26 protein-coding genes and 2 pseudogenes are annotated in these 23,775 nt (G+C 64.9%); 15 read left to right on the forward strand and 13 right to left on the reverse strand.

Features of this window, described 5'->3' with window-relative positions:
* Positions 1 to 40: 40 nt before the first annotated feature.
* Entirely contained in the window at positions 41 to 388 is a 348-nt protein-coding gene (locus QTI33_RS08520; protein WP_286505353.1) for a hypothetical protein, read from the forward strand.
* Positions 389 to 641: 253 nt separating this feature from the next.
* Here the strand turns inward: QTI33_RS08520 and QTI33_RS08525 are convergent, their stop codons facing one another.
* From QTI33_RS08525 to QTI33_RS08545, 5 genes and pseudogenes are all read right to left on the reverse strand, one after another.
* Positions 642 to 1,220 carry a L,D-transpeptidase gene (locus tag QTI33_RS08525; protein WP_286505354.1) on the reverse strand — a complete coding sequence of 193 codons (579 nt, stop codon included), beginning with the start codon at positions 1,218 to 1,220 and terminating at the stop codon, positions 642 to 644.
* A 38-nt stretch (positions 1,221 to 1,258) separates the two neighbouring features.
* Positions 1,259 to 1,582 (reverse strand): proteophosphoglycan ppg4, encoded by a 324-nt coding sequence (locus tag QTI33_RS08530; protein WP_286505355.1) that lies wholly within the window; start codon positions 1,580 to 1,582, stop codon positions 1,259 to 1,261.
* 152 nt (positions 1,583 to 1,734) lie between these two features.
* Positions 1,735 to 3,085, reverse strand: a pseudogene (locus tag QTI33_RS08535) (sigma-54-dependent transcriptional regulator).
* A gap of 84 nt (positions 3,086 to 3,169) precedes the next feature.
* A complete protein-coding gene (locus QTI33_RS08540; protein WP_286505356.1) occupies positions 3,170 to 3,517 on the reverse strand; it encodes a histidine kinase dimerization/phospho-acceptor domain-containing protein in 348 nt (115 codons plus the stop codon).
* 123 nt (positions 3,518 to 3,640) lie between these two features.
* Positions 3,641 to 3,868, reverse strand: a complete 228-nt coding sequence (locus tag QTI33_RS08545) for a hypothetical protein (protein WP_286505357.1) — start codon at positions 3,866 to 3,868, stop codon at positions 3,641 to 3,643.
* Between the two features lie 235 nt (positions 3,869 to 4,103).
* Here QTI33_RS08545 and QTI33_RS35095 point away from each other — a divergent pair, with 235 nt between their 5' ends.
* Entirely contained in the window at positions 4,104 to 4,211 is a 108-nt protein-coding gene (locus QTI33_RS35095) for a hypothetical protein (protein WP_353506327.1), read from the forward strand.
* A gap of 18 nt (positions 4,212 to 4,229) precedes the next feature.
* Here the strand turns inward: QTI33_RS35095 and QTI33_RS08555 are convergent, their stop codons facing one another.
* Genes QTI33_RS08555 through QTI33_RS08565 form a run of 3 tightly spaced genes read right to left on the reverse strand, consistent with a single transcriptional unit; the run spans position 4,230 to position 5,950 of the window.
* Complete coding sequence (locus QTI33_RS08555) at positions 4,230 to 4,898, reverse strand: DUF3606 domain-containing protein (RefSeq protein ID WP_286505359.1); 669 nt, start codon at positions 4,896 to 4,898, stop codon at positions 4,230 to 4,232.
* Positions 4,899 to 4,927: 29 nt separating this feature from the next.
* On the reverse strand, positions 4,928 to 5,230 hold the full coding sequence (locus QTI33_RS08560) for a hypothetical protein (RefSeq protein ID WP_286505360.1): 303 nt from the start codon (positions 5,228 to 5,230) through the stop codon (positions 4,928 to 4,930).
* A 54-nt stretch (positions 5,231 to 5,284) separates the two neighbouring features.
* On the reverse strand, positions 5,285 to 5,950 hold the full coding sequence (locus QTI33_RS08565) for a response regulator (RefSeq protein ID WP_286505753.1): 666 nt from the start codon (positions 5,948 to 5,950) through the stop codon (positions 5,285 to 5,287).
* A gap of 327 nt (positions 5,951 to 6,277) precedes the next feature.
* Here QTI33_RS08565 and QTI33_RS08570 point away from each other — a divergent pair, with 327 nt between their 5' ends.
* Together QTI33_RS08570 and QTI33_RS08575 are read left to right on the forward strand one after the other, a co-directional pair.
* Positions 6,278 to 7,273, forward strand: coding sequence for a chemotaxis protein CheB (locus QTI33_RS08570; RefSeq protein WP_286505361.1), 996 nt, complete (start codon positions 6,278 to 6,280; stop codon positions 7,271 to 7,273).
* A gap of 25 nt (positions 7,274 to 7,298) precedes the next feature.
* Positions 7,299 to 11,927, forward strand: a complete 4,629-nt coding sequence (locus QTI33_RS08575) for a CheR family methyltransferase (protein ID WP_286505362.1) — start codon at positions 7,299 to 7,301, stop codon at positions 11,925 to 11,927.
* 78 nt (positions 11,928 to 12,005) lie between these two features.
* Here QTI33_RS08575 and QTI33_RS08580 read toward each other — a convergent pair whose 3' ends face one another.
* The 4 genes and pseudogenes from QTI33_RS08580 to QTI33_RS08595 form a co-directional block, all read right to left on the reverse strand.
* A complete protein-coding gene (locus QTI33_RS08580) occupies positions 12,006 to 12,635 on the reverse strand; it encodes a hypothetical protein (RefSeq protein ID WP_286505363.1) in 630 nt (209 codons plus the stop codon).
* A 281-nt stretch (positions 12,636 to 12,916) separates the two neighbouring features.
* On the reverse strand, positions 12,917 to 13,393 hold the full coding sequence (locus QTI33_RS08585; protein ID WP_286505364.1) for an ADP-dependent NAD(P)H-hydrate dehydratase: 477 nt from the start codon (positions 13,391 to 13,393) through the stop codon (positions 12,917 to 12,919).
* Complete coding sequence (locus QTI33_RS08590; RefSeq protein ID WP_286505365.1) at positions 13,390 to 13,689, reverse strand: NAD(P)H-hydrate dehydratase; 300 nt, start codon at positions 13,687 to 13,689, stop codon at positions 13,390 to 13,392. Before QTI33_RS08590 ends, QTI33_RS08585 begins: the two co-directional genes overlap by 4 nt.
* Positions 13,690 to 13,825: 136 nt before the next feature.
* Positions 13,826 to 14,542 (reverse strand): annotated as a pseudogene (locus QTI33_RS08595) (histidine phosphatase family protein); the annotation flags it as partial.
* Positions 14,543 to 15,067: 525 nt separating this feature from the next.
* Here QTI33_RS08595 and QTI33_RS08600 point away from each other — a divergent pair.
* The gene (locus QTI33_RS08600) at positions 15,068 to 15,541 is read left to right on the forward strand and encodes a MerR family transcriptional regulator (RefSeq protein ID WP_286505366.1); all 474 of its coding nucleotides are present in this window, start codon (positions 15,068 to 15,070) and stop codon (positions 15,539 to 15,541) included.
* Positions 15,542 to 15,731: 190 nt separating this feature from the next.
* Here the strand turns inward: QTI33_RS08600 and QTI33_RS08605 are convergent, their stop codons facing one another.
* Complete coding sequence (locus QTI33_RS08605) at positions 15,732 to 15,929, reverse strand: hypothetical protein (protein WP_286505367.1); 198 nt, start codon at positions 15,927 to 15,929, stop codon at positions 15,732 to 15,734.
* A 289-nt stretch (positions 15,930 to 16,218) separates the two neighbouring features.
* On the opposite strand from QTI33_RS08605, the gene QTI33_RS08610 reads away from it, so the two are divergent.
* The 10 genes from QTI33_RS08610 to QTI33_RS08655 all read left to right on the forward strand — a co-directional run bounded on the left by QTI33_RS08610 (position 16,219) and on the right by QTI33_RS08655 (position 23,767).
* The gene (locus tag QTI33_RS08610) at positions 16,219 to 16,827 is read left to right on the forward strand and encodes an HD domain-containing protein (RefSeq protein WP_286505368.1); all 609 of its coding nucleotides are present in this window, start codon (positions 16,219 to 16,221) and stop codon (positions 16,825 to 16,827) included.
* A gap of 296 nt (positions 16,828 to 17,123) precedes the next feature.
* Positions 17,124 to 18,758 carry a sensor histidine kinase gene (locus QTI33_RS08615; RefSeq protein WP_286505369.1) on the forward strand — a complete coding sequence of 545 codons (1,635 nt, stop codon included), beginning with the start codon at positions 17,124 to 17,126 and terminating at the stop codon, positions 18,756 to 18,758.
* Between the two features lie 177 nt (positions 18,759 to 18,935).
* Complete coding sequence (locus QTI33_RS08620) at positions 18,936 to 19,280, forward strand: hypothetical protein (RefSeq protein WP_286505370.1); 345 nt, start codon at positions 18,936 to 18,938, stop codon at positions 19,278 to 19,280.
* Between the two features lie 58 nt (positions 19,281 to 19,338).
* Positions 19,339 to 19,605 (forward strand): hypothetical protein, encoded by a 267-nt coding sequence (locus QTI33_RS08625; RefSeq protein ID WP_286505371.1) that lies wholly within the window; start codon positions 19,339 to 19,341, stop codon positions 19,603 to 19,605.
* A gap of 393 nt (positions 19,606 to 19,998) precedes the next feature.
* Positions 19,999 to 20,178, forward strand: coding sequence for a hypothetical protein (locus QTI33_RS08630; RefSeq protein ID WP_286505372.1), 180 nt, complete (start codon positions 19,999 to 20,001; stop codon positions 20,176 to 20,178).
* 1,289 nt (positions 20,179 to 21,467) lie between these two features.
* Positions 21,468 to 21,737 carry a type II toxin-antitoxin system Phd/YefM family antitoxin gene (locus QTI33_RS08635; RefSeq protein WP_286505373.1) on the forward strand — a complete coding sequence of 90 codons (270 nt, stop codon included), beginning with the start codon at positions 21,468 to 21,470 and terminating at the stop codon, positions 21,735 to 21,737.
* Positions 21,737 to 22,153: a type II toxin-antitoxin system VapC family toxin gene (locus QTI33_RS08640; RefSeq protein WP_286505374.1), complete on the forward strand. Its 417-nt coding sequence runs from the start codon at positions 21,737 to 21,739 to the stop codon at positions 22,151 to 22,153. The genes QTI33_RS08635 and QTI33_RS08640 overlap by 1 nt, the downstream gene beginning before the upstream one ends.
* Before the next feature lie 279 nt (positions 22,154 to 22,432).
* Positions 22,433 to 22,738, forward strand: coding sequence for a hypothetical protein (locus QTI33_RS08645; protein ID WP_286505375.1), 306 nt, complete (start codon positions 22,433 to 22,435; stop codon positions 22,736 to 22,738).
* 221 nt (positions 22,739 to 22,959) lie between these two features.
* Positions 22,960 to 23,511: a hypothetical protein gene (locus tag QTI33_RS08650; RefSeq protein WP_286505376.1), complete on the forward strand. Its 552-nt coding sequence runs from the start codon at positions 22,960 to 22,962 to the stop codon at positions 23,509 to 23,511.
* 10 nt (positions 23,512 to 23,521) lie between these two features.
* Positions 23,522 to 23,767, forward strand: a complete 246-nt coding sequence (locus QTI33_RS08655) for a hypothetical protein (RefSeq protein WP_286505377.1) — start codon at positions 23,522 to 23,524, stop codon at positions 23,765 to 23,767.
* The last annotated feature ends 8 nt before the right edge of the window (positions 23,768 to 23,775 follow it).

Genomic DNA, 23,775 nt, shown 5'->3' on the forward strand with positions numbered 1-23,775 from the left:
TCCTACATGTCGTAGCTAACGACCCCTTGGATATTCTGGCATGAAGCTCGGGGAAATACAGGCACTTCGCGTCGCATTCGAGCGTGCTACGGATGCGCACCTGGGCGCGCAGTGCAGACTATTGGCGCGTTGTGAAGCAGCCATCGAGCAGCGGGGCGAGTGGCCGCATGCTGACGAGTACCAAAGCGTCGCCGACCTGGGGCGCACTGCCAAGGACGCGCTCTACGCCTATCTCGACAGCGTTCATGTCCCGCGTTCACCCTCTCGAACGCCCGCAGAACGAAAGCACCTCATCCAGCGGCTTTCGGCGAGTGAACGTCTGTGGCAACCGACGCCGGGCGACTGGCTGGCGGCCCAGGACGATGAAGACGCCCTTCGCCCGGACTGACCCTACCTCATGTGAACCGCCCCAACCAAGCGCGTGGAATGAAGCTCTGCCCGGCGCACGAGTGATGTCCCGACAGCTGCTTGAACTCCAGATGCGAATCGAGAACCATGCGTTCGAAAGCGCTCAGCCTGCCCCGAACGGCCGTCGGCATCCGGCATTCGAGTGCAAGCGCTCGAGTTTACGTAGACGCTTTTTTGCAGTGACTCAGCTGTCGGCTTAGCGCCGCTTTCTGCAGCAGCGGCGATCCCTGACATCAGGGATTGCTCTCGAAAACGGCCTTGAAAGAACTTGCTTCCGGCAAGACGTAGATGAAGCCCCTTACGCTGCCCCCACTCGGGTCGGATGTAAGCGTCGTAGAACGCGGCCGGGACGTTAACGCACCGTAGGTGATGCGGTGGTCTTGAGCGTCGAGGCTCGCGAGCCGTTGCATCCGCCGCTCGGCCGGCTGATTCGCCCGCACCCGATGCATTGAGACGGCCGCGTCGTAGTCGATCCGAACGATGTCTTCGTGTTGGAGGTTCGTGCCGGGCTCGCTCACGAAGCGACCCGCGGGGGTGGTCCGCTCATCGGGGAGTATGTCCTGCATTTTGCGCTCGCCGATGCCCGCAACCGACAGATCCCCCCGTGCCAGCCCGACGAGGACCGGCGAGGATGCGCGTTCTGTCCCATTCCGATAGACATGCACCCTGGCGGCCCGTTTGTCGACCACCACGAAAGCGGCGCCTTGGTTGTCCCCGTTCGCGCGCACCCACGACAGCAATGCGTCGAGCGACACCTGGGCGCGCGCGGGCGCCGCGGCCACCAACGCGATGATGGCCAGCCCTGCGTACAAGCCGGCGATGCGCCGGCTGCTCGCCTCATGATCCCGCCTCAGTTGCGATCGGCACGCGCCATGCGCGCATTGCGGGTCGTGCCGGTGGGCGTGTCGTTGGGCATCGCGGTGTTCGGCATGGCGTTGGCGGTCGCAGGGCTCGCCGCAGGCGCCGGAGCCGCGGTGCCGCGCTGCGCTTCCGGCAGGGCCCCGGTCGTCCCCATCGGGGTGCCGCTTTGGGTTTGCTGGCCGGCACCTGTGGCGGGATTGGGCGATGCGGTCGAAGGCGGCGTCCCCTGCGCGGCGACAAGGCCGGCCGCTGCGATTAGGCCGAAGGCGGCGGCAGTCGTGCGAAGGATGCGAAGGTGCGAAGCGTGTTCCATGGTGAAGTCTCCAGAAGGTGATGCCCGACGGGTGTCGCGCAGCCCAGAGAGTGCCGCCGCCCGCGCGCGCGGACTGTCAGCGTGGAGCGCGTGCGCGGCGGCTTTTCACCTTCACGACGAATGCGCGGATTCGGCGCCCGACCGGCTCGCTCTCACTGCTGGTATTCCTTCAGCCGGTTGTAGAGGGTCTTCATGCTGATGCCCAGCAGCGCGGCGGTGCGCTCCTTGTGACGCCCACAGCGCTCGTAGGTCGCGAGGATCACCCGACGCTCGATGTCAGCGAGCTGGGTTCCCATTTCGACGACGAGCCGCCCCTCCTCGCCTTCCGGCGGTGGGTGCGAGGCACCGGCCGGCTGCGGCAGCCACTCCTCTTCGACCACGTCATCGGTGGCCATGACCCAGGCACGTTGCACGGCATTGCGAAGCTGGCGGACATTGCCGGGCCAATCGTGCGCGGCCAGACGCTCCTGTGCCGCTGCAGTGAAATGCCTGGCCGTCCCGTCCTGGCGCCCAAGCTCCTCCAGAAAACTACGGGCGATCAACAGGACGTCCTCTCCGCGCTCGCGCAGCGGCGGCAGCGCGATCGGAAAGACGTTCAGGCGATAGAGCAGGTCCTCGCGCAGGCGCCCCTGGGCCGTGGCAATTGCGGCGTCGCGATTGGTCGCGGCGATGATGCGCACGTCGGTCTGCTGCACCTGGGTCGAGCCCACCCGCGTGAAGGTGCCGCTCTCCGGCACGCGCAGCAACTTGACCTGCAGCTCGGGCGGCATCTCGGTCACCTCATCGAGAAACAGCGTGCCGCCGTGCGCGCGCGCGAAGAAGCCCTGGTGCTGCCGCTCGGCCCCCGTGAAGCTGCCGCGCTCGTGGCCGAAGATCTCGCTTTCGATCAGGCCGGGCGACAGGGCCCCGCAGTTGACCGCCAGAAAGGGCTGGTCGCGCCGTCGGCTCAGGTCATGCACCGCCCGGGCCACCAGTTCCTTGCCGGTTCCGCTTTCGCCGTGGATGAAGAGCGCTCACCGCCGTGGCGGCGACGCGGGAGATCTGGCGGTAGACGCGCTGCATCCCTGGCGAGCGTCCCATGAGGCGGCCGAAGCAGCCGGTCTCGCGCCACTGGGCTTCCACGTCGTCGAGCTCGGCGCGCAGCTGCGACGGCGCAATGAGCCGTGCGAGCAGGCCGCGTAGGTGCTGCGGGTTGATGGGCTTGACGAGGTAGTCGGCCGCACCCAGGCGCAGCGCCTTAGTCGAGGTCTCCAGACTCGCCTGCCCGGTCATCAGCACCAGCACCGTGTCGCTGAGGGCGTCGGAGTCTTCCAGCAGGCTCAGGCCGTGGCCGTCTGGCAGGTGCAGGTCGAGCAGCAGCAGGTTCGGGCGACGCATGGCGATCATCTGGTGGGCGTTAGCGATCGAATGCGCGCACATCACCGTGTGACCTTCGCCGGCCACCAGCGCAGCGATCATGCGTGCTGAATCTTCGTCGTCCTCAACTACCAGCGCGTGGCCCACTTCACACTCCAATCCTGCTTGCCGAACGGAATGCCCGCCCCGACGGCTGGGGGCTTTCGGATGGTAACAATGTGGTGGGCGGACTCAGGGCAGGTTTTTGCCGATGGCGCGCGCCAACTCGCGCGCGTCCTCGGTCAACGAGGTCATGCGGGCCACCTGCCGCTGAAGCACCTCGACGGCCTGCGCGCGCACGGCTACCTCGCCCGATGTCTGCAACAGTTCTAGCGCCATGGCTATCGCCCCCACGGGCGTGCGCAGGTCGTGCTCCAGCCGGATGGCCCGGTCGGACCATTCGCGCTGCTGCCTCTGGAGCGAGGCCTGGCGCGTTACCGTGCGCCGGCGCAACTGCAGCACGGCCTTAACGGCGACAACTGTGCCGGCGGCGACGGCAAGGCGCCGGACCCACGAGTAAGCCGATGGACGCTGGGGCATGGACAGGAAGGAATCGGGCCTACCGACGACGCTGGGTTGAGGCGGCTGGTTGAAGGGATGCCCATCATTTTGCAGCCGTGCGCAATACCACGTCGACCCCACGTGGCTTGGTGAGCGGTCTTCTCAAGGCGCCTGGGCGCTTCGCTGAAGCAGGCGCCGACCGTCCCCAGTGATGGCGAGAATGCGGACCGTGGGGATCTTGGGGCGATCGCGGTCGTCCCCCTCGCGGACCTCAAGCGCCGCGATGAGGCCGGCCTGCACCAGCACGCGTAACTCGTCGATCTTGTCCCGGTCGGACACATTCATCGGAAGCAACTGTGTCGCAAGTTGCCGAAGAAGCAGGATGGGCATGTTGTCTCGGTGTTGGATGCCAATGGCCCATGGCAATCTTCGTGCCCGAGGCGTGAATTGGATCGACAACACTTGCGGTAGGTCTTGTGAGGCCTCCCCCCCGGGCCGCCATAGCGCTCCGACGCGCGCGCCCCGCTGGCCCCGCAGGCGGTCATCTGGAGCTGACCTCCTGCGAGCGCCAGAACAGCCGGAATGATGCGGCGCTGCACGCGAGCTCGCCCGCCGGGGTTTTCTCATCGCGCGCCGCACCGTCACCAAGTACCGCCAGAGCCTGAAGGTCGCAGTCAAAGATGGTCGGCATCGAGTCGCCCAAATGAACAGGCAACAAACGTCGACGACCTGAGAATATTCAGCGCGCGCATCACGCCACGACGAGGTGGCCCTTGACATCCGCAACCGCCACCCCGACGGCCGCCACGGCAAGCCGGAGCTTCTCTTCGGTGATGTGAAGCTGGGCTGTCCAGTAGCGGATGTCGTCTTCCTCGCAGACATCGATCTGGGTGCTATCCAAGGGGCTTCGCAAGAGCATTTCATCGGGCATCGTGTGCCTCCGTTGGTCGGGTGGTGCGCGATCGATTCGGTTCGGGCCAGCAGCACGGGAAAGCTCTGAAGCGCCCAGCCGACCATAGAGCGAGGCTTCCTGCGCGGTCATGGCGCTCTCGATGGCCTCCAACTCCGCCCTCTCGATGTCGTTGGAGAGCCATTCGTGGAACTGCGACAGCGGGACACGGCTCAGCGCGACCTGGGCGGACCATCCCGCCATGCGCCGCGGCGCGCTGGCCAGCAGCATCCTCAAAAACAGTGAGCGTCCGACCCGGATCTGGCCCCCCACATCGGGCGGGAGAAGGGGCTGCACCAGCAGCAATTCTTGCCGACAAGCGGCCAATCTTGCGGCAAGTCTGACCGGATCCCATGCGGGCGCCTCGGCATCGCCCCGCGCACTGCGGATCTGGCCCACTTTATAAAGGACCTGGACCAGTGAGGCTTCTTGCAGAAGTCTCAGCACGCGGTGAGGCGCATGATCCATCATGGGACGTGGCACGAGGCTTAGGTGTGTGATCAGATCGAGATGCGGAGGCTCTCCGCCGCAAGGGTCTCGCGGTCCTCGATCAGTTCGCGAGCCTTTTGCGCCAGGGCCTCCAGCGCGCCCACGTCGTCGTGGTGATGGCTCGCCATCACCAGGCGACAGGCGAAGCTGCCAGCCCGAACTTCCGCATGGCCGGTGACGCAACCTTCTGGCGTGTGACCGTCCAGCTGCAACTGAACTTGCCAGCCCTTGTAGCTGAACCTGATTTCGCCGTCCTCCGCGTGCGCCGCAAAGAAGGCGACGTCGGCGGCGGGCGGCTCGGAGGGGGCGGACATGTTTGGTTCGTGCATGTCAAAGGTGGTGGCAAGTGTCGTGCCTAGGGCAACAGATTAGTCCATCAGCCCGTGCTTCATCGCGTAGTACGTCAGGTCCCCGTTCGTCTTAAGATCGAGTTTGTTGAGCAGGCGCGTGCGGTAGGTGCTCACGGTTTTCACCGAGAGCGAGAGCTGGGCGGCGATATGCATCGGTCGAACGCCGCGCGCCAGCTTGAGCATCACCTGGAGCTCCCTGTCGGTGAGCAGCGAATGCGCCGCGCTCGGGGGTCGACCGACCTGATTCGCCATTAGTTCCGACAGCGACGCCGTGAGGTAGCGCCGGCCCAAGGCGATCGTCCGGATGGCCGCGAACAGCTCTTCCAGGGCGCAGGTCTTGTGCAAGTAGGCGTCGGCGCCGAGGCGGATCAGCTTGACCCCGTACTCATCTTCCGGATACCCGGTGAAAACCAGAACCGCCGTCCGAGGTGCCAAGCTCCGGATTAGGCTGATCGCATCGAGGCCGGTGCGCCCCGGCATCCCGAGGTCCAGCACCAGCACGTCCAGCGCGACAGCGCGCAGCAGTTCGAGCGCCTCGGCAACGCTCGACGCCTCGCCGCGAACCCTGATGCCATCTTGCGTGGCAAGGACCGCCGAGAGCGCCCGCCGCACGATCGGGTGGTCGTCCAGGACGCCGACGTCGATCGCCGCGGTCGGGCGGGCAGTCAGTTCAGCAGGCGGCATAGGCCGCTTGCCGGATCCGGGCTTCACGGGATTCGGGTTCGGCCTCCTGGACACCGCTGGCGCCGTCTCCCGCCTCGAGATCGAGGGACCCCACCTCGGCCTCCACGGGGGCCACCGGCCTTAGCGGCGGAGTTACGGGCATGTCGGATTCGGCGGGGGTCTTGCTTAGGAGCATTTTCAGTCCTTCGATGTGACGCCGGCATCCAGCAAGCGCCGTGCCCGCTCCGCTCGCCTCAGGGCTTAGCGTCTTTCGCCGCTAGGCGAGTTGGGACTACGCGCTAGGCACCGAAACGTCCCACAGTGCGTCTAACAACCGGAAGGTCCCCGATGAAACAACCGTATGTCGTGGCCATCGGCGCGTCCACCGGCGGCGTGTCCGCCCTGCAGGAGCTGGCGGCGAAGCTGCCGCCCAACTTCCCCGCGATCATGCTCGTCGTGCAACATATCGGGATCCATCGCAGCGTGCTGCCGGAACTATTGCAGGGCCGAGGCCCCAATCCGGCGGTCCATGCCACCCACGGCCTCCGCCCGGTCCCCGGGACAATCTATGTGGCGCCTCCCGACCGGCATCTTTCGCTGGACGGCGATCGGCTCAGCCTGCGGTGCGGCCCAAAGGAAAACCACACCCGGCCGGCCATCGATCCGTTGTTTCGTTCGGTGGCTCTGCACTGCCGAGAGCGGGCGATCGGCGTGCTGCTCACTGGCCAGCTCGACGACGGCGCGGCGGGACTTTGCGCGATCAAGCAGTGCGGCGGACGCACGATCGTGCAGGACCCCCAAACCGCGCTCGAACCCGGGATGCCGATGAATGCCCTCCTGCAGGCGGAGATCGACTTCTGCCTGGCGCTGGAGGACATTCCCGCCGCCCTGGTCGCGATGGTGAGCGCTGCTCCGCCCTCGGCCCCGGACGCTGGGGAAATCCCCGAGGATGTCGAGCGCGAAGTCCGGATCAACCAGGGCACGGACACCCTAGACCCTCTGTTGCAGGTGGGCCAGCCGTCCGGGCTGACCTGTCCCGATTGCGGCGGCGCCTTGTTCGAGATCGAGGGCGGCAGGCCGCTTCGATTCCGTTGCCATACCGGCCATGCGTATTCGCCGCGGAACCTGCAGTACGCCCAGCGCGAAGTTGTCGAGGCCGCGCTCTGGAGCGGCGCGCGCGCCCTGCAGGAGAAAGCGCTGCTGCTGCGCCGCCTGGCGACGGTCGCGCGCAGCAGCGGGCAGACGGCAGAGGCGGAAGCCGGCGAGAAGCGGGGCGCTGCCATCGAACAGCAGGCGCGCGAGCTCGCGCGGATGATCGAGTCGGACCCGGCCGGCGGCGCATAATTGTGGCCTTCTTCGAGGACGCAGGATGAGCGAGCAGCAGCCGGGGAAGCCGACCCGCAAGACCGATTTCGACGAGATGGACAAGGTGGTGCCCGCGGACGGCCGCGACAGTGTCCCGGTGGTCGCTCTCGGCGGCTCGGCCGGTGGAATCCGAGCCCTGGTTTCCTTCTTCGCCACCGTCCCGGTGGACTCCGGCCTAGCCTACGTGGTCGTGCTGCACCTGTCAGCCGAGCACGAGAGCACGCTGGCGGATTTGCTGCAGCGCGGTGTCTCGATGCAGGTGGTGCAGGTCCAGACCACCCTGCGCATCGTGCCCAACCATGTTTACGTGATCCCGCCGCGTCGCTCCTTACGCGCCATCGACGGCAACCTGGAGCTTGGTGAACTCGTTTCGGACCATGGGCGGCATGTGGCCGTCGACCTTTTTTTCCGGACGCTGGCCGACACGCATGGCCCGCGCTCGGCGGCGATCGTGCTCTCAGGCGCCGACGGCGACGGCGCTAGCGGCATTAAGCGGGTGAAGGAGCGCGGCGGTCTAACGGTCGCCCAGGATCCAGACCAGGCCGAGCATGGCGGCATGCCGAGCGCGGCGATCGCCACCGGCATGGTTGACTGGGTGCTGCCGGTCGAGGACATGGTGGGCAAGCTGCTCCAGTATTTCCGCCTCGAGCACCGGCTGCGCCTGCCGCCCGAGAACGGGCCGCCCACGGCGCTGGAGCGCCCGTCTGCCATCAACGATGAATCCGCGCTGCGCGACGTGCTGACCTTCCTGCGCACCCGCACCGGTCGGGACTTCTCCTACTACAAGCGCGCGACCATCCTCCGGCGCATCGGGCGGCGCATGCAGGTGAACGGCATCGACGACCTGCCCGGCTACCTGGGCTGCCTGCGCACCCGCCCCGGCGAGGCCGGTGCCCTGTTGCAGGACCTGCTGATCAGCGTGACCAACTTCTTCCGCGACGCGGAGTGCTTCACTGCACTCGAGTCGCAGATCCCGTCGCTCTTCTCCGGTAAAGGCCCCAACGACAGCCTGCGCATCTGGATTGCCGCCTGCGCCACGGGCGAGGAGGCTTACTCGATCGCGATGCTGCTGAGCGAACACGCCCGCATGCTGGAGTCTCCGCCATTGATTCAGGTCTTTGCCACCGACCTTGACGAAGAGGCGATCCAGGCCTCACGCGATGGCATCTATCCGAGCGCCATCGAGGCCGACGTCTCCGAGGACCGCCTGCGCCGCTTCTTCACCAAGGAGCATCGCGGCTATCGCGTGCGGCGCGAGCTGCGGGAGATGGTGCTGTTCGCCGTGCACGATGTCCTCAAGGACTCGCCCTTCTCGCGCCTCGATCTAATCAGCTGCCGGAACCTGTTGATCTACCTGAACCGCGAGGCGCAGGCCCGGGTGTTCGAGACCTTCCAGTTCGCGCTGCTGCCGGGCGGCAAACTGTTCCTGGGCTCTTCCGAATCAGTCGAGGACGGCAGCCCCCTGTTCGGCGTGATCGACAAGAAGCACCGTGTCTACGTCCAGCGTCCGACGGCGCGCAGCGGCCTGCCGGTGCCCAGGGGACCCGGAACCCTCGCATTGGCTTTGGAGGCCCAGCAGGCGGCCCAGGCCGGCCCCGTGACTGCGACCGGGGCGGTGGCGACCAACAACCCACAGCCCGCGAACCGATCCCGTCCGGTCGAGGCCGCGCGCCACACCTCGTGGGGCGATCTGCACCTGCGGCTGCTGGAACAGCTGGCACCGCCATCGATCCTGGTGGACGGCGAATACGACATCGCCCATCTGTCGGCGAGCGCGGGCCGGTTCCTCCAATACAGCGGCGGCGAGCCCAGCCGCAATCTGCTGCGGGCAGTCAATCCGAGCCTACGCATCGAGTTGCGCGCGGCGCTCTATCAGGCGGCCCAGAGCAGGAGCGCGGCCGAGGTGACCGACGTGCAGGTCGAACTCGGCGAGGAGCCTTTGTCAATCTCGATCCGGGTCGTGCCGTTCAACGAGGTCGGCGCCGACATGTTCCTGGTAATGTTGCAGGCACAGGCGCCCGAGGCTCTCACGGCCACGGCGGTGGAGCCCTCGCTGCGCGGCGACTCCGACCCGGTGGCGCGCCACCTCGACCGCGAACTCGAGCGCCTAAAGTCGCACCTGCGCGACACCGTCGAGCAGTACGAAGCGTCGACCGAGGAGCTGAAGGCCAGCAATGAAGAACTGCAGGCGATGAACGAGGAACTGCGTTCCGCCACCGAGGAACTGGAGACCAGCCGCGAGGAACTGCAATCGATCAACGAGGAGCTCACCACAGTCAACCACGAGCTCAAGAGCAAGGTGGATGAACTTGGCCACGCCAACAGCGACATGCACAACCTGATGGACGCCACCGCGATCGCCACTGTGTTCCTCGACCGCGAATTGCGGATCACGCGCTACACGCCATCGGCCGTCACTCTGTTCAACCTGATACCCACCGACGTCGGCCGGCCGCTGACCGATCTCACGACCCAGCTGCTTTATCACGACTTGGGCGAGGATGCCCAGCGCGTGCTCGAACGCCTGGTGCCGGTGGAGCGCGAGGTCAGCCAGTCTGACGGCAAGTGGTACCTGGCGCGTCTGCTGCCCTACCGCACCATCGACGACCGCATCGCGGGGGTGGTCCTCTCGTTCGTCAACATCACCGAGCGCAAGCAAGCCGAGGAGGTGCGGCTCTGGCTGTCGGCCGTCGTGACCTCGTCCTCCGATGCGATCGTGAGCTTCTCGCTCGACCGCACCATCCTAAGCTGGAACGGCGGGGCCGAGCGCATTTTCGGCTATACGGCCGAGGAGGCGATCGGGCAACCGCTGTCCCTGCTGTCGGTCGACGGCGACGCCGACTCCGAGGAACTGATCGCGCGAATCGCCACCTCGCAGACCGTGCAGAACTTTGAGACGGTGCGGCGCGGCAAGGACGGGGTGGAGGTCGCGGTGTCGTTGACCGTCTCGCCGATCCACGACGAATCGGGCCGGGTGATGGCGGGCACCGCGACCGCGCGCGATATCACCGCTGCCAACAAGGTGGCGGCAGCCTTGCGTGACAGCCGCGAGCAGTTGCGCCTGGTGATCGAGAACGCCAACGAGTTCGCCATTTTCTCCACCGATCTGGAGCGCCGGATCTCGACCTGGAACGCGGGTGCGCAGCAGCTTCTAGGCTATACCGAGGAAGAGGTGCTGGGCCAACCGGCCGACATCATCTTCACCGACGAAGACCGCGCGACGGGCGCTCCGGTGCGCGAGGCGCAGGTCGCCCGCGATACCGGACGCGCAGGCGACGACCGCTTTCACCAGCGCAAGGACGGCACGCGGTTCTGGGCCAGCGGCGCGATGATGCTCATGCGCGATGCCACGGGACAGGCCGTGGGCTTCGTGAAGGTGCTGCGCGACCAGACCCAGGTCCGCAACGCGCAGCAGCTTGCCGAGCAGAGCCAGGCTGAGCTCGTCGAGGCCTTGCGCGGCAACCAGTCGGCATTCGAGGCGCTGGAGGCTGCGGACGCGGCCAAGGATCGATTCCTGGCCGTGCTCTCGCACGAGCTGCGCAATCCGCTGGCGTCGATCGCCTCCGCGGCATCGGTGCTTGACGCCGCCGCCCCCGACGCCGACGCCGATCGCACTCGGGCGGCCGAGGTGGTGAAGCGACAGTCGGCCGCGATGGCGATGCTGCTCGATGATCTGCTCGACATCTCGCGCTTGCGTCTGGGGCGCCTCGCCATGCAGTTGAAGCCGACCGACATCGGGGAGGTGATCGACAGCGCCATCGAAGCCACCCGTCCAACCGTGCAAGCCGCCGACCACCAGTTGTTGGTGCAGCTGCCGTCCAATGGCCTGGAGGTCGACGCCGACGCTGGCCGACTGTCGCAGGTGGTCGGCAACCTGATCGACAATGCCGCCAAGTACACGCCACCGGGCGGGCACATCACAGTCTCAGCCGACGTGGTGGAGGACGAGGTGGTGGTCACCGTCGCCGATGACGGGATCGGCATGGAGCCGGCGGACATCGAAGAGATGTTCGACATGTTCACCCAGGCCTCGGGGACGGCGGGCCACAGCAACGGCGGGTTGGGCATAGGTCTGGCACTCTCGCGTAGCATCGTGCAGCTGCACGGGGGGCATATCAGCGCCCGTTCGGCAGGTCCTGGCAAGGGAAGCCAGTTCCGCTTCACCTTGCCGCTGCTGCGTGCCACGACCGCGCGCGATGCGATGCATATACATGCCAACGCGACACCGCGCGTCACGCGCCCGACGGGCGATGCGACCGTGCTGGTCGCTGATGACAACGCCGACGCCGCCTGGGGCATTGCCAAATTGCTCGAGATGTCCGGCTTCAAGGTGATGGTGGCCAGCAATGGCATCGAAGCGCTCGAATTGGCCCTGCGCCACAAGCCCGAGGTTGCCCTGCTCGACATCGGGATGCCGGACATCGACGGACACGAGGTCGCACGCCGGCTGCGCGCCCTGGACAATGCGCAGATGGTACTTATCGCGGCGACCGGCTGGGGGCAGGATGCCGACGTGCGGGAGTCGCTGGCGGCGGGCTTTGATGCGCATCTGACCAAGCCGGTGGATGTGAAGCACCTTCGCGTGCTCATGGCTCAGCAACTCGCGCGCCGCCAAGAGGGCGCGGCGCCCTAGGGGTTGCCCCTTGGCCTACACCGCCTGCTGCGTGCCGGACTACGAGGGTCGCGGTCGCAATCCCTAGAGTGACGGGGTCTACCGTCGAAGGAGATCCATGACCAACAGCAGCATTTTCGGCGGCGAGCACGCGCCGGCGCGCCCGCGAGGCACCGACGTCGATGCGCTCGGTCCGAGCGATTCCAGCGACAGCGGCAGCGACGTCCAAGCCGACCGCAACCGCTCGGCCCTTCCCGATGAAGGGTCGGGGGGCGCGCTGCCGATCGCGCACGCAAGCAGCTCCGATGCAGGCGGCACCGGCGAGCGGGGGTCGGTTGATGGAGCGCGCCGCGAGCCGATGCCGACATCCTTCCCGACCGCATCGGAACGTTTCCGCAGGACGCGCTCGACACGGCGGTCTCCCTCGACGATCCGGAAGCAGTGAACTGGCCATAAGCGGGGATGACGATGCCAAAGAAGACGACGACGAAGCCTGAGCAGGCCGGTTTGCGCGTAAAACACCATTCGCTCCAGCGTTGCCTGATCCTGCTCGCGTTTTGCGCGGTACAGGTCGAGCATGCCGGCGAGCGCCTCGGTGGTGACATCCGGGCGTCGGATCGACAGCCGACGGTCTGCGGCCCGACGCACGACCCGCTGTTGACGCAGCACGTCCAGCGCCACCTGGACCTTGTTGCGGGGCGCATGCAACTTGACCTGCAGTGTCGCCAAGGTCCATCCGCCGGCGTCCGGCGGGTCCGATCGCAGGGCGGCATGACCTCGTTCAGTTCTTTTGCATTGGGATAGCGTCCCGCTAGACGGCATCGGCCAGGCTGGCGGCCGATGCCATTGGGGTCGACATCGCGTTCGCCGATGGAAGCACACGCTCCTTCCATCCGGACTTCGTGCGGCCCGTTCGCGCCACGCAGGCCGGCCCTCCGCGCTCCACGAATGACCCGACCCTGGGCCCGCACTTCGAAGAAGGTGGCGCAAGTTGAAGGTGGCGATGGCCACTAACGTCGTGACTGTCGGTCGAGCCGGTCGATCAGCGCCGGCACCTCGCCCGCGAGCTCCCGCGCCAGGTAGCCGACCGCCCCGTATCGCCGCGCCAGCGACGCGCCGGCGCGTGCATGCACGAGCACGCCCCAGGCACAGGCCTGCAAGGCAGGCAGTCCCCGCGCCGCGAAGCCGCCGATGAGACCGGCCAGCGTGTCGCCCGACCCCGAGGTGCCGAGCCCCGGACCACCACCCGAGAAGCGCCGGGCGCGACCGTCGGGCCGCGCGACGTGCGTGCGCGCGCCCTTGAGCGCCACCACCGCGTTCCAATGCATCGCGGCTTCCTGCGCGACGGCCAGCGGTTGCTCGCAGATGACTTCCTTGGTCAGTCCGCACAGGTAGGCCATCTCGCCCGCATGGGGCGTCAGGACCACGTCGTTCGAACAGAACGGTCCCTCGCGGACGATCGAAATCGCCAGCGCATCCAGGATCACCGTGCTGCCGAGAACATCGACAGCATCGCTCGCACGAACATCACGCTGCGCGTTTTATCCTGCATGCCCGGCCCCATGACCAGCGCTTTCACGCCCTCGGCGATTGGTGCGAGGGCGTCGCACCCGCTCACATCGAAGCCGCCGTCCGGCGTCTCCGCGAGCGCGATGACCCGGGCCTCCGGAATCGCGAGCGCCAGGCCCGATGCCACGCGCTCGGGCGCCGCGATCGTGAGCTTGCCGGCGCCCGCACGAAGTGCTGCCGTGGCAGCGCAGCGCGGCGCCTGGGATCTCGACACTGCCGGCGACTACCAGGACATGGCCGCGCCCCTCCTTGTCGGCATCCGGGCCGAGTTCGGGCAGCGGCCATTGATGGAGCGTGGCTTCGGTCAGTGGCGCAGCGCGGGACTCGGCCATGGGCGCAGGCTCGGCGTTTCAGGGCTCGGGCGCCACGGCCTGATCGGCGGCAGTGGTGACCGGCATGGCCGCCTCGCGCAGCGGCGCGACGAAATTGGCCAGTTCCAGCTGCAGGGCCTCGTCCACGTCTCTGCGACGCAGGGCGCGGTATGCGGTGATGCCGCAGTTGGGCACGTCGCCCTGACGGTCGATGTCGAGAATCTGTTTCTTGTCCATGTGCTCGAGCAGGTAGCGCATGCAATTGACGATAACCTGGTGCGCGACCACGAGCACACGGCAGCCCGCGTACTCGCGCGTCACCATCTCGAGCATGCTGCGCAGGCGCAGGATCACGTCGCACCAGCTTTCGCCACCGGGCGGGCGGAAGTAAAACTTGCCCACGTGCACGCGCTGCTCGTTGAGCTCGGGATGCTTTTGCTGGATGCCCAGCTTGGTCAGGCGATCGAGGATGCCGAACTCCTTCTCGCGCAGACGCTAGTCGAGCCGCAGTTTCGGCGTCACCCCGGAGGCCTCGGCCAGCAGGCGCGCGGTCTCCTGTGCACGCAGATAGGGCGAGCACAGGATGACCTGCGGCTGCTTGTCCTTCGGCAAGGTCGCGAACCAGTCACCGAGGGCGGACGACTGCGCCCGTCCGAGTGCCGACAGCGGCACATCGATGTCGCGCCAGTCGAGCTCGATCAGGACCTTTCCCCCCGACTCGGCGGCGTCGCGCGCCAAGTTTCCCGCACTTTGTCCATGGCGGACGAGCTAAAGGGCCTGGGACCAGCTGGAATGCATGGAATGAACATGGCACGTGCGACAGCGGCCGATCCGAAGCGCGCGGCGCGACATTACGCAGGCCGAATCCGACATCGATGCCGGTGGGCCCCGTCCGTCTGCCTTTCAGGGGTGGCTAAGGCCGGGGGCGGGCGCTTGCATCAAATCGTTTACGTGCCAGGGGCCCTTTCGTTTTCAAATTCGAGCTAGTTGGCTGCGGACCCACTACCGGCTTCGCTCTAAGCGCCGTGCTGGCTTGATAGGCCAGGCAGCCACTGCGTCCGCAAAGACAACAGATGAATGAAACCAGGGGGTCAGATCTTTATGTCGCAAGGGGGTCAGTTCCGAATGCCAGGGTCGTGTAACGACCAAGTCGGGCCAGTCATACAACAGCCAGTATTGCTACGTCTGTCGCCTTGAGGGCGGGCAACTCAAGGAACTGACCGAGTACATGGATAGTGCGCTGGCCGAAGCGGTGCTCACGCCGCCCACGAGAGCGGGCACATGAGCGATACGGGCCTACGCATAGGTGAGTTGGCGGCGCGCAGCAATCGCAGCGTGCACGCCATCCGCTGGTACGAGTCGCAAGGGCTGATGCCCGGCGTCGCCCGCGACGCTGGCGGCCGGCGCGTCTACCACGTCATTCACCTCGGCTGGCTGGATCTGATGCATCGGCTGCGCCGCACCGGATCGATTGCTGAAATGCGCGAGTACACCGCGCTCGTGCGCGAGGGTCGGAGCAGCTTGGGCCAGCGCAAGGAACTGCTGCAGGCTTACTGCGTGCGCGCCCAGGCCACCATCACCCAGTGGCTGCAGGCCTTGGAACTCATCGACGGCAAGATTGCGTTCTATGACGAGTGGTTGGCCACGGGCCAGCCCCCCGCGTTGTTGCCGCACCAAAGCCGCCCCGAAGCGCTGCCGACCGCAGCGCGTGCACCCAAAAAGCTCCGCAAGCCTCGTTGCTCTCCCGAGCGCTAGTGATTGCTTAGGCTCCGATTGAAAGTCCGCTTGCTTGATTTACCCACTACTGCTCACAATACGGAGCTCGTGCACACTTACGGGCCGTAAGGCAGAATGTGGACGGGTGCCGTGCCAAGTAAGCAGGAGTGGAGAGGAACTGCATGGGTGCCTCTGGCACATCAGACCGGCGTGAACCTATACTGCGTTGTCACATATCCAACGCCGGGAGCTCGAGGTGGGCACCAGCGATGAATTGCCCGGGGATGTTCGAACGTTGCAGGAGACGCAACCTTGTTGTGCGCGCCTGCTCCTGGTCAGCATCTCCCATCGCCGGGCCCATGGAGTCCCCCGCCCCGGTATCGATCAGGATGTTGTTCTCGTCGTGAACGAAAGCAGCGCTGTCCATTGGCCTTGCGAAGGCACGTTGTGGGCATGTCCACGTAGCCGCGAAGAGCTGCCACGGTCGTCCCAGAGTGACCAACGCGCGCCGCGTCACAAGGTCATCGGGCGGTGACTTGGCCGTGCCCGCCACGTCCTCGCCGCCGGGTCGACATCAGGTCTCGCAGCCGCCCATGCGATAAACTTGGATCTGGCAGCCCGGATAGCGCCCGATCTATGGCTACTTCGTACCACCTGTGGCATGGTACGTGGTGTCGAAATCACATTAGGCAACGCGCCTGCGCTCAAGCACTTCCATGCCATCTGATACCCTGGTTCAACAACTCGCGTTCCTCCGCGAGATCGACAGGCTCAAGTCCGTGACACGACAGTCACCGCTCTTGGATTGCAGTCGCAAGGAGAACAGTGCAGAGCACTCTTGGCACCTGGCCATGTATGGCTTGCTTCTGCGAGAACACGCCAGTTCAGGGGTCAATTCCGAACGAGTGATCAAGATGCTTTTGATACACGACATCGTCGAAGTCGACGTAGGTGACACGCCGCTACACGGCGGTGCCTCTCAGCCCATGCAAGCTGAACTGGAGCACAAGGCGGCCTGCAGGTTGTTTGGTCTGTTGCCCGAACCCCAAAGCTCGGAATTTCTGAAACTCTGGCATGAGTTTGAAGAAGGCGACTCCGAAGACGCACGTTTTGCCAAGGCGCTTGACCGAGTGCAGCCACTGATTGCCAATGTCCTCACTGGCGGAGGAACGTGGACTGATGGTCGCGTCGACCTCTTCCAAGTGCTGGAAAGGTATGGTCCGACGATCCGCCGCGGTTCACCAGTACTCTGGAGCGCCTGCGAGGCCATGGTTTGCGAGCATTTTGCTCGCAACCGGCCGCCTTCGCGCGCAGATTCTGCCTGATTGGCGACGGCCGGTTCTGGCCGACCGCAGCGGAACGGCCAGGCCGCCGACCCCAGGAATGTCCGTGACTCGCCGCTTCGGCGCAAGGCCCTGGATCTGGCAGACGGATGGCTAGAGGAGAGTCGAATCGAATGGCCACAAGGATTTGACGCTCCTACTGCAGGAGGCGATGGAGCGAGAGAAGGCGCGATCACCCTCGTGAAAGAACCACGATCAGATCCGTCCAGGCATAGAGGTGAGGTGAAGGGAAGCTTCGCAACACCGATGAGTCTTAACGCTTTTGACGAAACTACAAGATGTCGAACTCAGCCCGCGCGGATTCGCGCCACAATGACGGCGCCCGAATCATCGTCCTTTGCGGCGAACCATCTCCCGGCCGCTCGGCCGTGGCGGCATCCGTTGTCGAGCAGGCGCGCCGGGTCGACGGCGACGCCTACGTCACCACCGATCATGACGACTTGCTGGACGCGGTGAACACCGCCCTGCAGTCCGCTGGAGCACTCCTTCTGGTCATCGACCCTGGAGTGCGCCAGCCTGTCGACATCGCGCGCCGCGTCACGCGCAACTGGCCCCAAGTCTGGATCCTGCTCGCCCTCACCGGCGAGCGGCTTGTGCAGACGCGCCGAATGGCGGACCGCGCCGAGCCGAACACCAGCCGTTGGATCGTGCGCCCCGCCAGCGACGACGGCGAACTCGTCGAAATCATTGCAAAGGCGCTGGCCAATGCCGGCCACCAGCACCGGTTGCGAGCGAACCTGAACCGACTGCGGCAACGAATGGCACCTTCCGATCAGGCAGCGGAAGCCGAGTACAAACGACTGATCGAATCCGATCGCTATGTCGCTACGGCAGTCGAAAGCTCCCTCGACGCTGTCATCTCGCTGGACCGTCACGGGAGGGTCGTTTCCTGGAACCACGGCGCCACGCAGCTCTTCGGGCTGACACGGGAACAGGCGAGGGAGACGGCGCTGGCAGCGCAATTCGAGGATGCCGACGCCTTTGAGGCCGCTTGCGGTCTCGCCATGCTCAATGGCAATAGCAGCACGACCTTTCGCACCGTGCCCACGGCCGGCGCCCAATTCGTCGAAGCCACATTCGACCGGATCGCGGACAACGTCAATTTCGCCCTCGGATTGGTGGTCATCCTGCGCGACGTGACGTCACGGCAGCAGGCGGAACAGGAACTGCGAGACAGCTACGACCGCAAGGATCAGTTTTTCACCCTCCTGGGCCATGAGCTGCGCAATCCGTTGGCCCCGATCCGGACGGCCGCCGAGTTGCTGAATCGTCTCCCACTGGCCGACCCCCGCGCCAAGCTGGCTGTTGGCACTTTGATCAAGCAGACGGCCCTGATGGGCGTCTTACTCGACGACCTGCTGGACGTGGCGCGCATTTCCCGCGGTGGCCTGCAACTCAAGCTGGAGCAATTCGACCTGCGCAGCGTGCTGGACGACGCCCTCGAACAGTCGCGCCCGCTAATCGATGACAAGCACCAGACGGTCGGTATAGAGGTGCAGGCCGAAGCGTCGTGCCAGGTTGTCGGCGACCGGCAACGACTCGTTCAGGTGTTCTCCAACATCCTGACCAACGCATCGAAATACAGCGACGACGGAGGTCGCATCGACCTCGTCACCACCGTCGTGGGTGACAAGATTGGGGTCGCGGTCACAGACAACGGAATCGGCTTGGACCCGGATATGGTGACGCGCGTCTTCGACCTGTTTTCGCAGGCTCAAGCGGGGCACGCGCGCTCGCGCGGTGGCTTGGGCCTAGGCCTGTCGATTGTCAAATCGCTCGTCGAGCAGCACGGCGGAAGCATTTCGGCCTTCAGCGCAGGCTTGGGGCAGGGAAGCACATTCCGCGTAGAGCTCCCCTGCTGGGCTCCGGCCAACGCTGCTGCGGGCGTGTCGGATCTGGGTGGACATATCTAGCCCGCCGCAAGTACCGATTCCGGATCTCGGCGATTGCGCGAACGGTGGCGATGATCACGGCGCGCGGGGTCTCACGACGACCTGTGGGGTGTCGTCCTGCATTCACTCCGCAATGTGGCTTGCAGCGGCAGGCTCAGCTCATGGCAACAATCCTGTTCCATCGAACTGGAGGGCTCAATGACCGAAAATCTTTTGACCTTGGACGCAGGGGAAGACGTCGAGAAATCCCCTGCGGACTGGGGCAGCGCGGGCGGCGCGGCGCTGTGCGGTTTTGCCAACCTCGAAGACAGGGGAGGATGGCTGACCTTCCGCGTGTCGCGGGCTGGTGGTTCGATACCGGTGCGCGCCACGCGAGAGGCGATGGAGGACCATTTTGGAGCAGGGCCGGGCGATAAGGATCTGGCCGCAGCCTACCTCCAGCATAGCGAGAGCATCAACGCAAAGGTGTTGGAACTCGCTCCAGCGGGCAACGTGTACTCGACAGCGAACCCCTTGAAGCTCAGCACTGGAGATTTCGACTAATGGAGCCTCACCGCTCAAATCAGTCTTCGCTCGAGAAAGTTCCCGAGAGGCCAGAACCATGCTAAACCCCAGCCATCCCATTTCCGATGGTCACTCGCTCGAATATCGCGGCTTCCGCTTTGAGCTACGCGCTCAGCCCGTTCGCGGCGGCTATCAGCCTATCGTCGTTCTTGTTCGAACTCCCGCGGGCGAGGAAGAAATGCGACTGCCCAACGACACAGAGGAAATTGTCTATGGGACCGAAGCCGAAGCGACGCGTCACGCCGAGCAGCAGGCAATGCGCTGGGTCCATGACCGCACCGGCGATGGGCAGGGGCAGTTCTAAGAGCCCACCTCAGTAAAGAAAGGCGGGGAACGCCGTGCGCAGCGAGCGCGGTCGAACCTGAATTTTTTTTCCACTGTCGGGGGGTTGCCCATTGTGGATTAGTAGAGTCGGCCGTCGACGTTGAATCCAGACGCCACTCGATGCGGATGTAGATCCCTATGAAGACGCCGCGCTCAGTGCTCTCCCAACCGGGGATCGCTCCCACGGCCGGGCGTTGGCGCCCTCCAGCCGTTGGCCGCGCGATCCGATTTCAGCGGATAAGTGGGTCGACTGAACCCTATGCGGACGCCCTGCGCCCACGTTCGAGGAAGGCGGCTATCCAAGCTCGTGCCTTCTCAGCCAGCACCATTCGGACGTTCTCGCAGTCACCGTCTTCGATCATCACGGACAGACGTGACTTCCAACACCTACTACGACTGGTACATGTCGAAGGGTTATCGCATGTTCGCGACACAGGCCGTGGTCGGAGCCTTCATGGAAACATTCAATGAATTTCCTCCGCGACAGAAGGCGGCTAGTTTCACGGTGGAACAGGCGCACGCGAAGCTGGAAGGCGCTGGCGCGTCGAAATGACTAGCGGCCAACGACTGCTGACGGCCGATGGTTGACCGCAGCTTGTCAGTGCGCACGCTCTTAAGTCCGTCGTTGCAAGGCAGCGGCGGCCGTCCGCTCTTGGCCGACAGCCGTCCGTCGCTTTCAGTCCAGAAGTGGTCCCACCCGCCGAAAGCGAGGCGAGTTGACGGACCGACAGGCCTCAACTGGCGAAATCCGTTGCAGTCAATGCTCCACGTCACCCTTGAGGACCTGCCGCCCGACCTCTGTTATGCGTGCGTACATCGTCTGATACGCGCCGGGATCTCTTTTTGTCGGCATGTGGGTCCGATGCACGACCACCCACCCCTTACTCTCGTACTCCAAGGCAGTTTCCATATCCAAAGTTCCGACTAGCTCTACCAGCCCCGTAGAGGCAGCAATTCGTCGCAGTAGTCGCAAGATGAACTCTTCGGGGAAACTGTGGACGCCGCCAATTTTAGCGATGGCGACCGACCGGATTTGGCAGATTGTAGCCGCCGGCCAGGCCGCCGACCTCAGGATGTCCGTGAAGCGCCGCGGCTCAAGGCCTGGATCTGGCCGACGATGCTCGAGAGCCGAACCGAAGGGCGACAAGGACTTGGCGCTCCAACTGCAGGAGGCGGTGGAGCCAGCATGAAGGCGCGGTCATTTTGTGAAAAAACCACGCCCAGATTTCTGCCCCTGGACGCCACATCCGTTTTTTTGAGAAAAATCGTGTGTTGATGGCATGACTTATCAAGAATCCAATCGGGACTTGCACCGGCAGCACATGTGTCATAACATGCTGACATGCAAGCCCATTACGCCGAGCCAGCCACGATCACCCCAGCCATGCAAGCGCTCGATGCCCGGTGGCAGGCCCAAGGCGGTCTGCGCGCCCAGCTCCCAAGCGGGCACTGGGCTGTGGCATTGCGGGCGCCCCGGCCTCGCGCTCGATATCGATCGCATGCTGTTCACCACGCAGCAAGAGGAGAGTCGACTGCGCTACCGGGGCAGCGCCTGTGGAGCCTGCCACCTGGACCGACGCGGCAGCGGAGTTGTTGGATCTGAGCGTCCTCCGCCATCTGCGCGCCGCCGACTTCAACTGCGCCTCCTTGTTGGAATTCAGCAACATTGCGGCTGGGACGATTCCGTCATGTAGTTCATGCTGCGGCAATGGTGTCTCAGCAAGGACTTGGACGCGATCGTGAGCGTCAACGGGGGTCCCGACGAGGTGGCGATCGCACGCCCCCGGACCGAACTGCACATTGCCCACCGCACCCTTCTGTAACTTGCATCGGAGGCTCCCCATGACCCCTGGCAGCGTCCACACCATTTCCAGCCGCGACTTCGCACGCGACTTGGCCAGCGCCAAGCGCGCCACGGCCGAAGGCCCCGTATTGATCACCGATCGAGGCCGGCCTACCTACGCCCTGCTGCGCATCGAGGACTACTACCGCATCACCGGCCAGCCCGAGCGCTCGCTGCTGGACCTGATGGACAGCCTGCCCAGCACGGAAGGCGTCGATTTCGACCCGCCTCGCGCCGACATCGATTTCAATCCGGCGCACCTCGACTGATGTACGTCCTGGACACCAATGTCGTCTCCGAGCTTCGGCCCGGCAAACCGCACCAGTCGCAGGTGGTTCGAGCCTGGGCCGCTGGGATCCCAGACGGGCAGTTCTTCATCTCCGCAGTCACCATTCTGGAGCTGGAGATGGGCATCCTTCCGCTAGAGCGCCGCACGCCACCCGAGGGCCGTGCACTGCGCGCCTGGTTCGACGCCATGCGCAAGGCCTTCGAGGGCCGGGTCCTGCCGTTCACAAGCGACATCGCCATGCGCTGCGCGGCCATGCAAGTGCCCGACCGAAAGGCGTTTCGCGATTCGATGATCGCAGCCACCACGCTGGAGCATGGCTTCACGCTCGCCACGCGCAACGTGCGGGATTTCGAAGGGGCGGGCGTCAAACTCATGAATCCTTGGGAGCCGAGATGAAGCAAGACCGCGCCCAACCGGTGCTGGCAAGCCGGCGTTCAACACCGACCCCGCCATGATGCTTTTCGGCAGGTTCGACAACGGCCAAGCAAACCGGCCTTGATGCGGCGGACCTTGAAGAACTCATTGGGTACGTCAAAGGCCTGGACGCCGCAGCGCGGTGTCTTGGCGCGATGGTCTGGGTGGCAGGGAGCCTATCCGCCAGGCGGGCATCGAGAACGACTCGTGGCTCACGTCGGAGAACTGGCTCGAAGCCAATACCTGAGGCTAAGACAAAGAATGCCAAACAGCAAACTTGAAATTGCCGACCTCGCTGTGGCAATCGCCGCGTCGAGCGTGACGCCGAAGCACGAAAAGCTCATCGCTACCCTGCGCTCATTCGAGCGAATGAAGAACGCCCGGCTTGCGACAACGCGCGACGGTTACTCGTTGGTCAAGAGGATGGTCCTGAACTCCGATGGCACTGTGGTGCACGAGGATCATGAGGCATGGTTCGGAGAACAACTTGCAGCCGATGGTGGGGATGCTGCACGCACATACGAGCGCCGAAGGGCGCCGGATATATCTTGTCGCACTGCAGCCTAACCACGCTGTACCTGGTCCACGATCAGGGCACCGGCAATCCCGCGGAGTTTGTACAGGCCGAGGTCTTCGTCGAAGACGAATGGACCGCAGGCATCTCCTTTCTGATTGGACCTTCAGTACGCCACGGGACGTGCGCGACTTGATGGACCAGCCCGGCCTTGAGTTGGACCAAGCGGATCGCAAGCGGGTGCGCCCGATGGTCTACAGACTGCCAAAAGGTCGTGGACATCGGCATATTCATTGCCGAACTGGACACGCTTGAATCTGAAAAAAACGATCTGCGTCGAGGTCACAAACTCCGCGTCACCAATATGGACTCGGGTACGGACCGCATGATGTCGTTCGACGAACTCAATCCCGGATGGGACCGCCGCCCGACGAAGGCCAGACGGTTCTTTTTGGATTGGGCCGCCTCAAGCGCTGGACGCAGCGGCGCCCGTTTGTGCGAGAAGTGGGTGATTCAGACGGCAGATCACACGGACGCAAAGGGCGAACGCTGGATGTCGATCATCCCGGCCTGGACCTTCACCCAGAAGGTCGCAAAGGTAGAAGGCCGCAAGGGCAGTGTGTACGAGCTGTATGAGCGACTCGACAAGCTGGACCGCCGCGTAGGAGTGCCCTTCGCGTGGTACTTCTACATGCTGCACGGCAATCGAGTCCATGACGAATCCGCCTATCGCGTCATCAAGGCCGCAGAGAATGGAGAAATCGTCTTGCCTGAGCATGCCTATCAGGTCCTCAAGGCCTGGAGCGTGCATCATTACGGTTTCTGAGGAGGCTCAGATGAGAAAACCCGACGATCCACACGAAGGCGAGCAGGTGGCCTCGGCCGGTAGCTACCGCGTCTACAAGGTGAACACGAGCAAGGGCACAGTGGCCTATGAGCTTGTCGGCCCGGACGGCGTGACCATGCCGCCCGTGTTTGGACAGGTGCATGAGGCCATGGCGGCGATGACCGCCCTGCTCGCGCGTCCGATTGCCGACGACGTAGGAGGCGCTACCGCGCCGCCCCCGCTCCCTGATGCGTGAAGACCAAC

Source organism: Variovorax davisae (genome assembly GCF_030316845.1).
GTDB lineage: Bacteria > Pseudomonadota > Gammaproteobacteria > Burkholderiales > Burkholderiaceae_C > Variovorax > Variovorax davisae.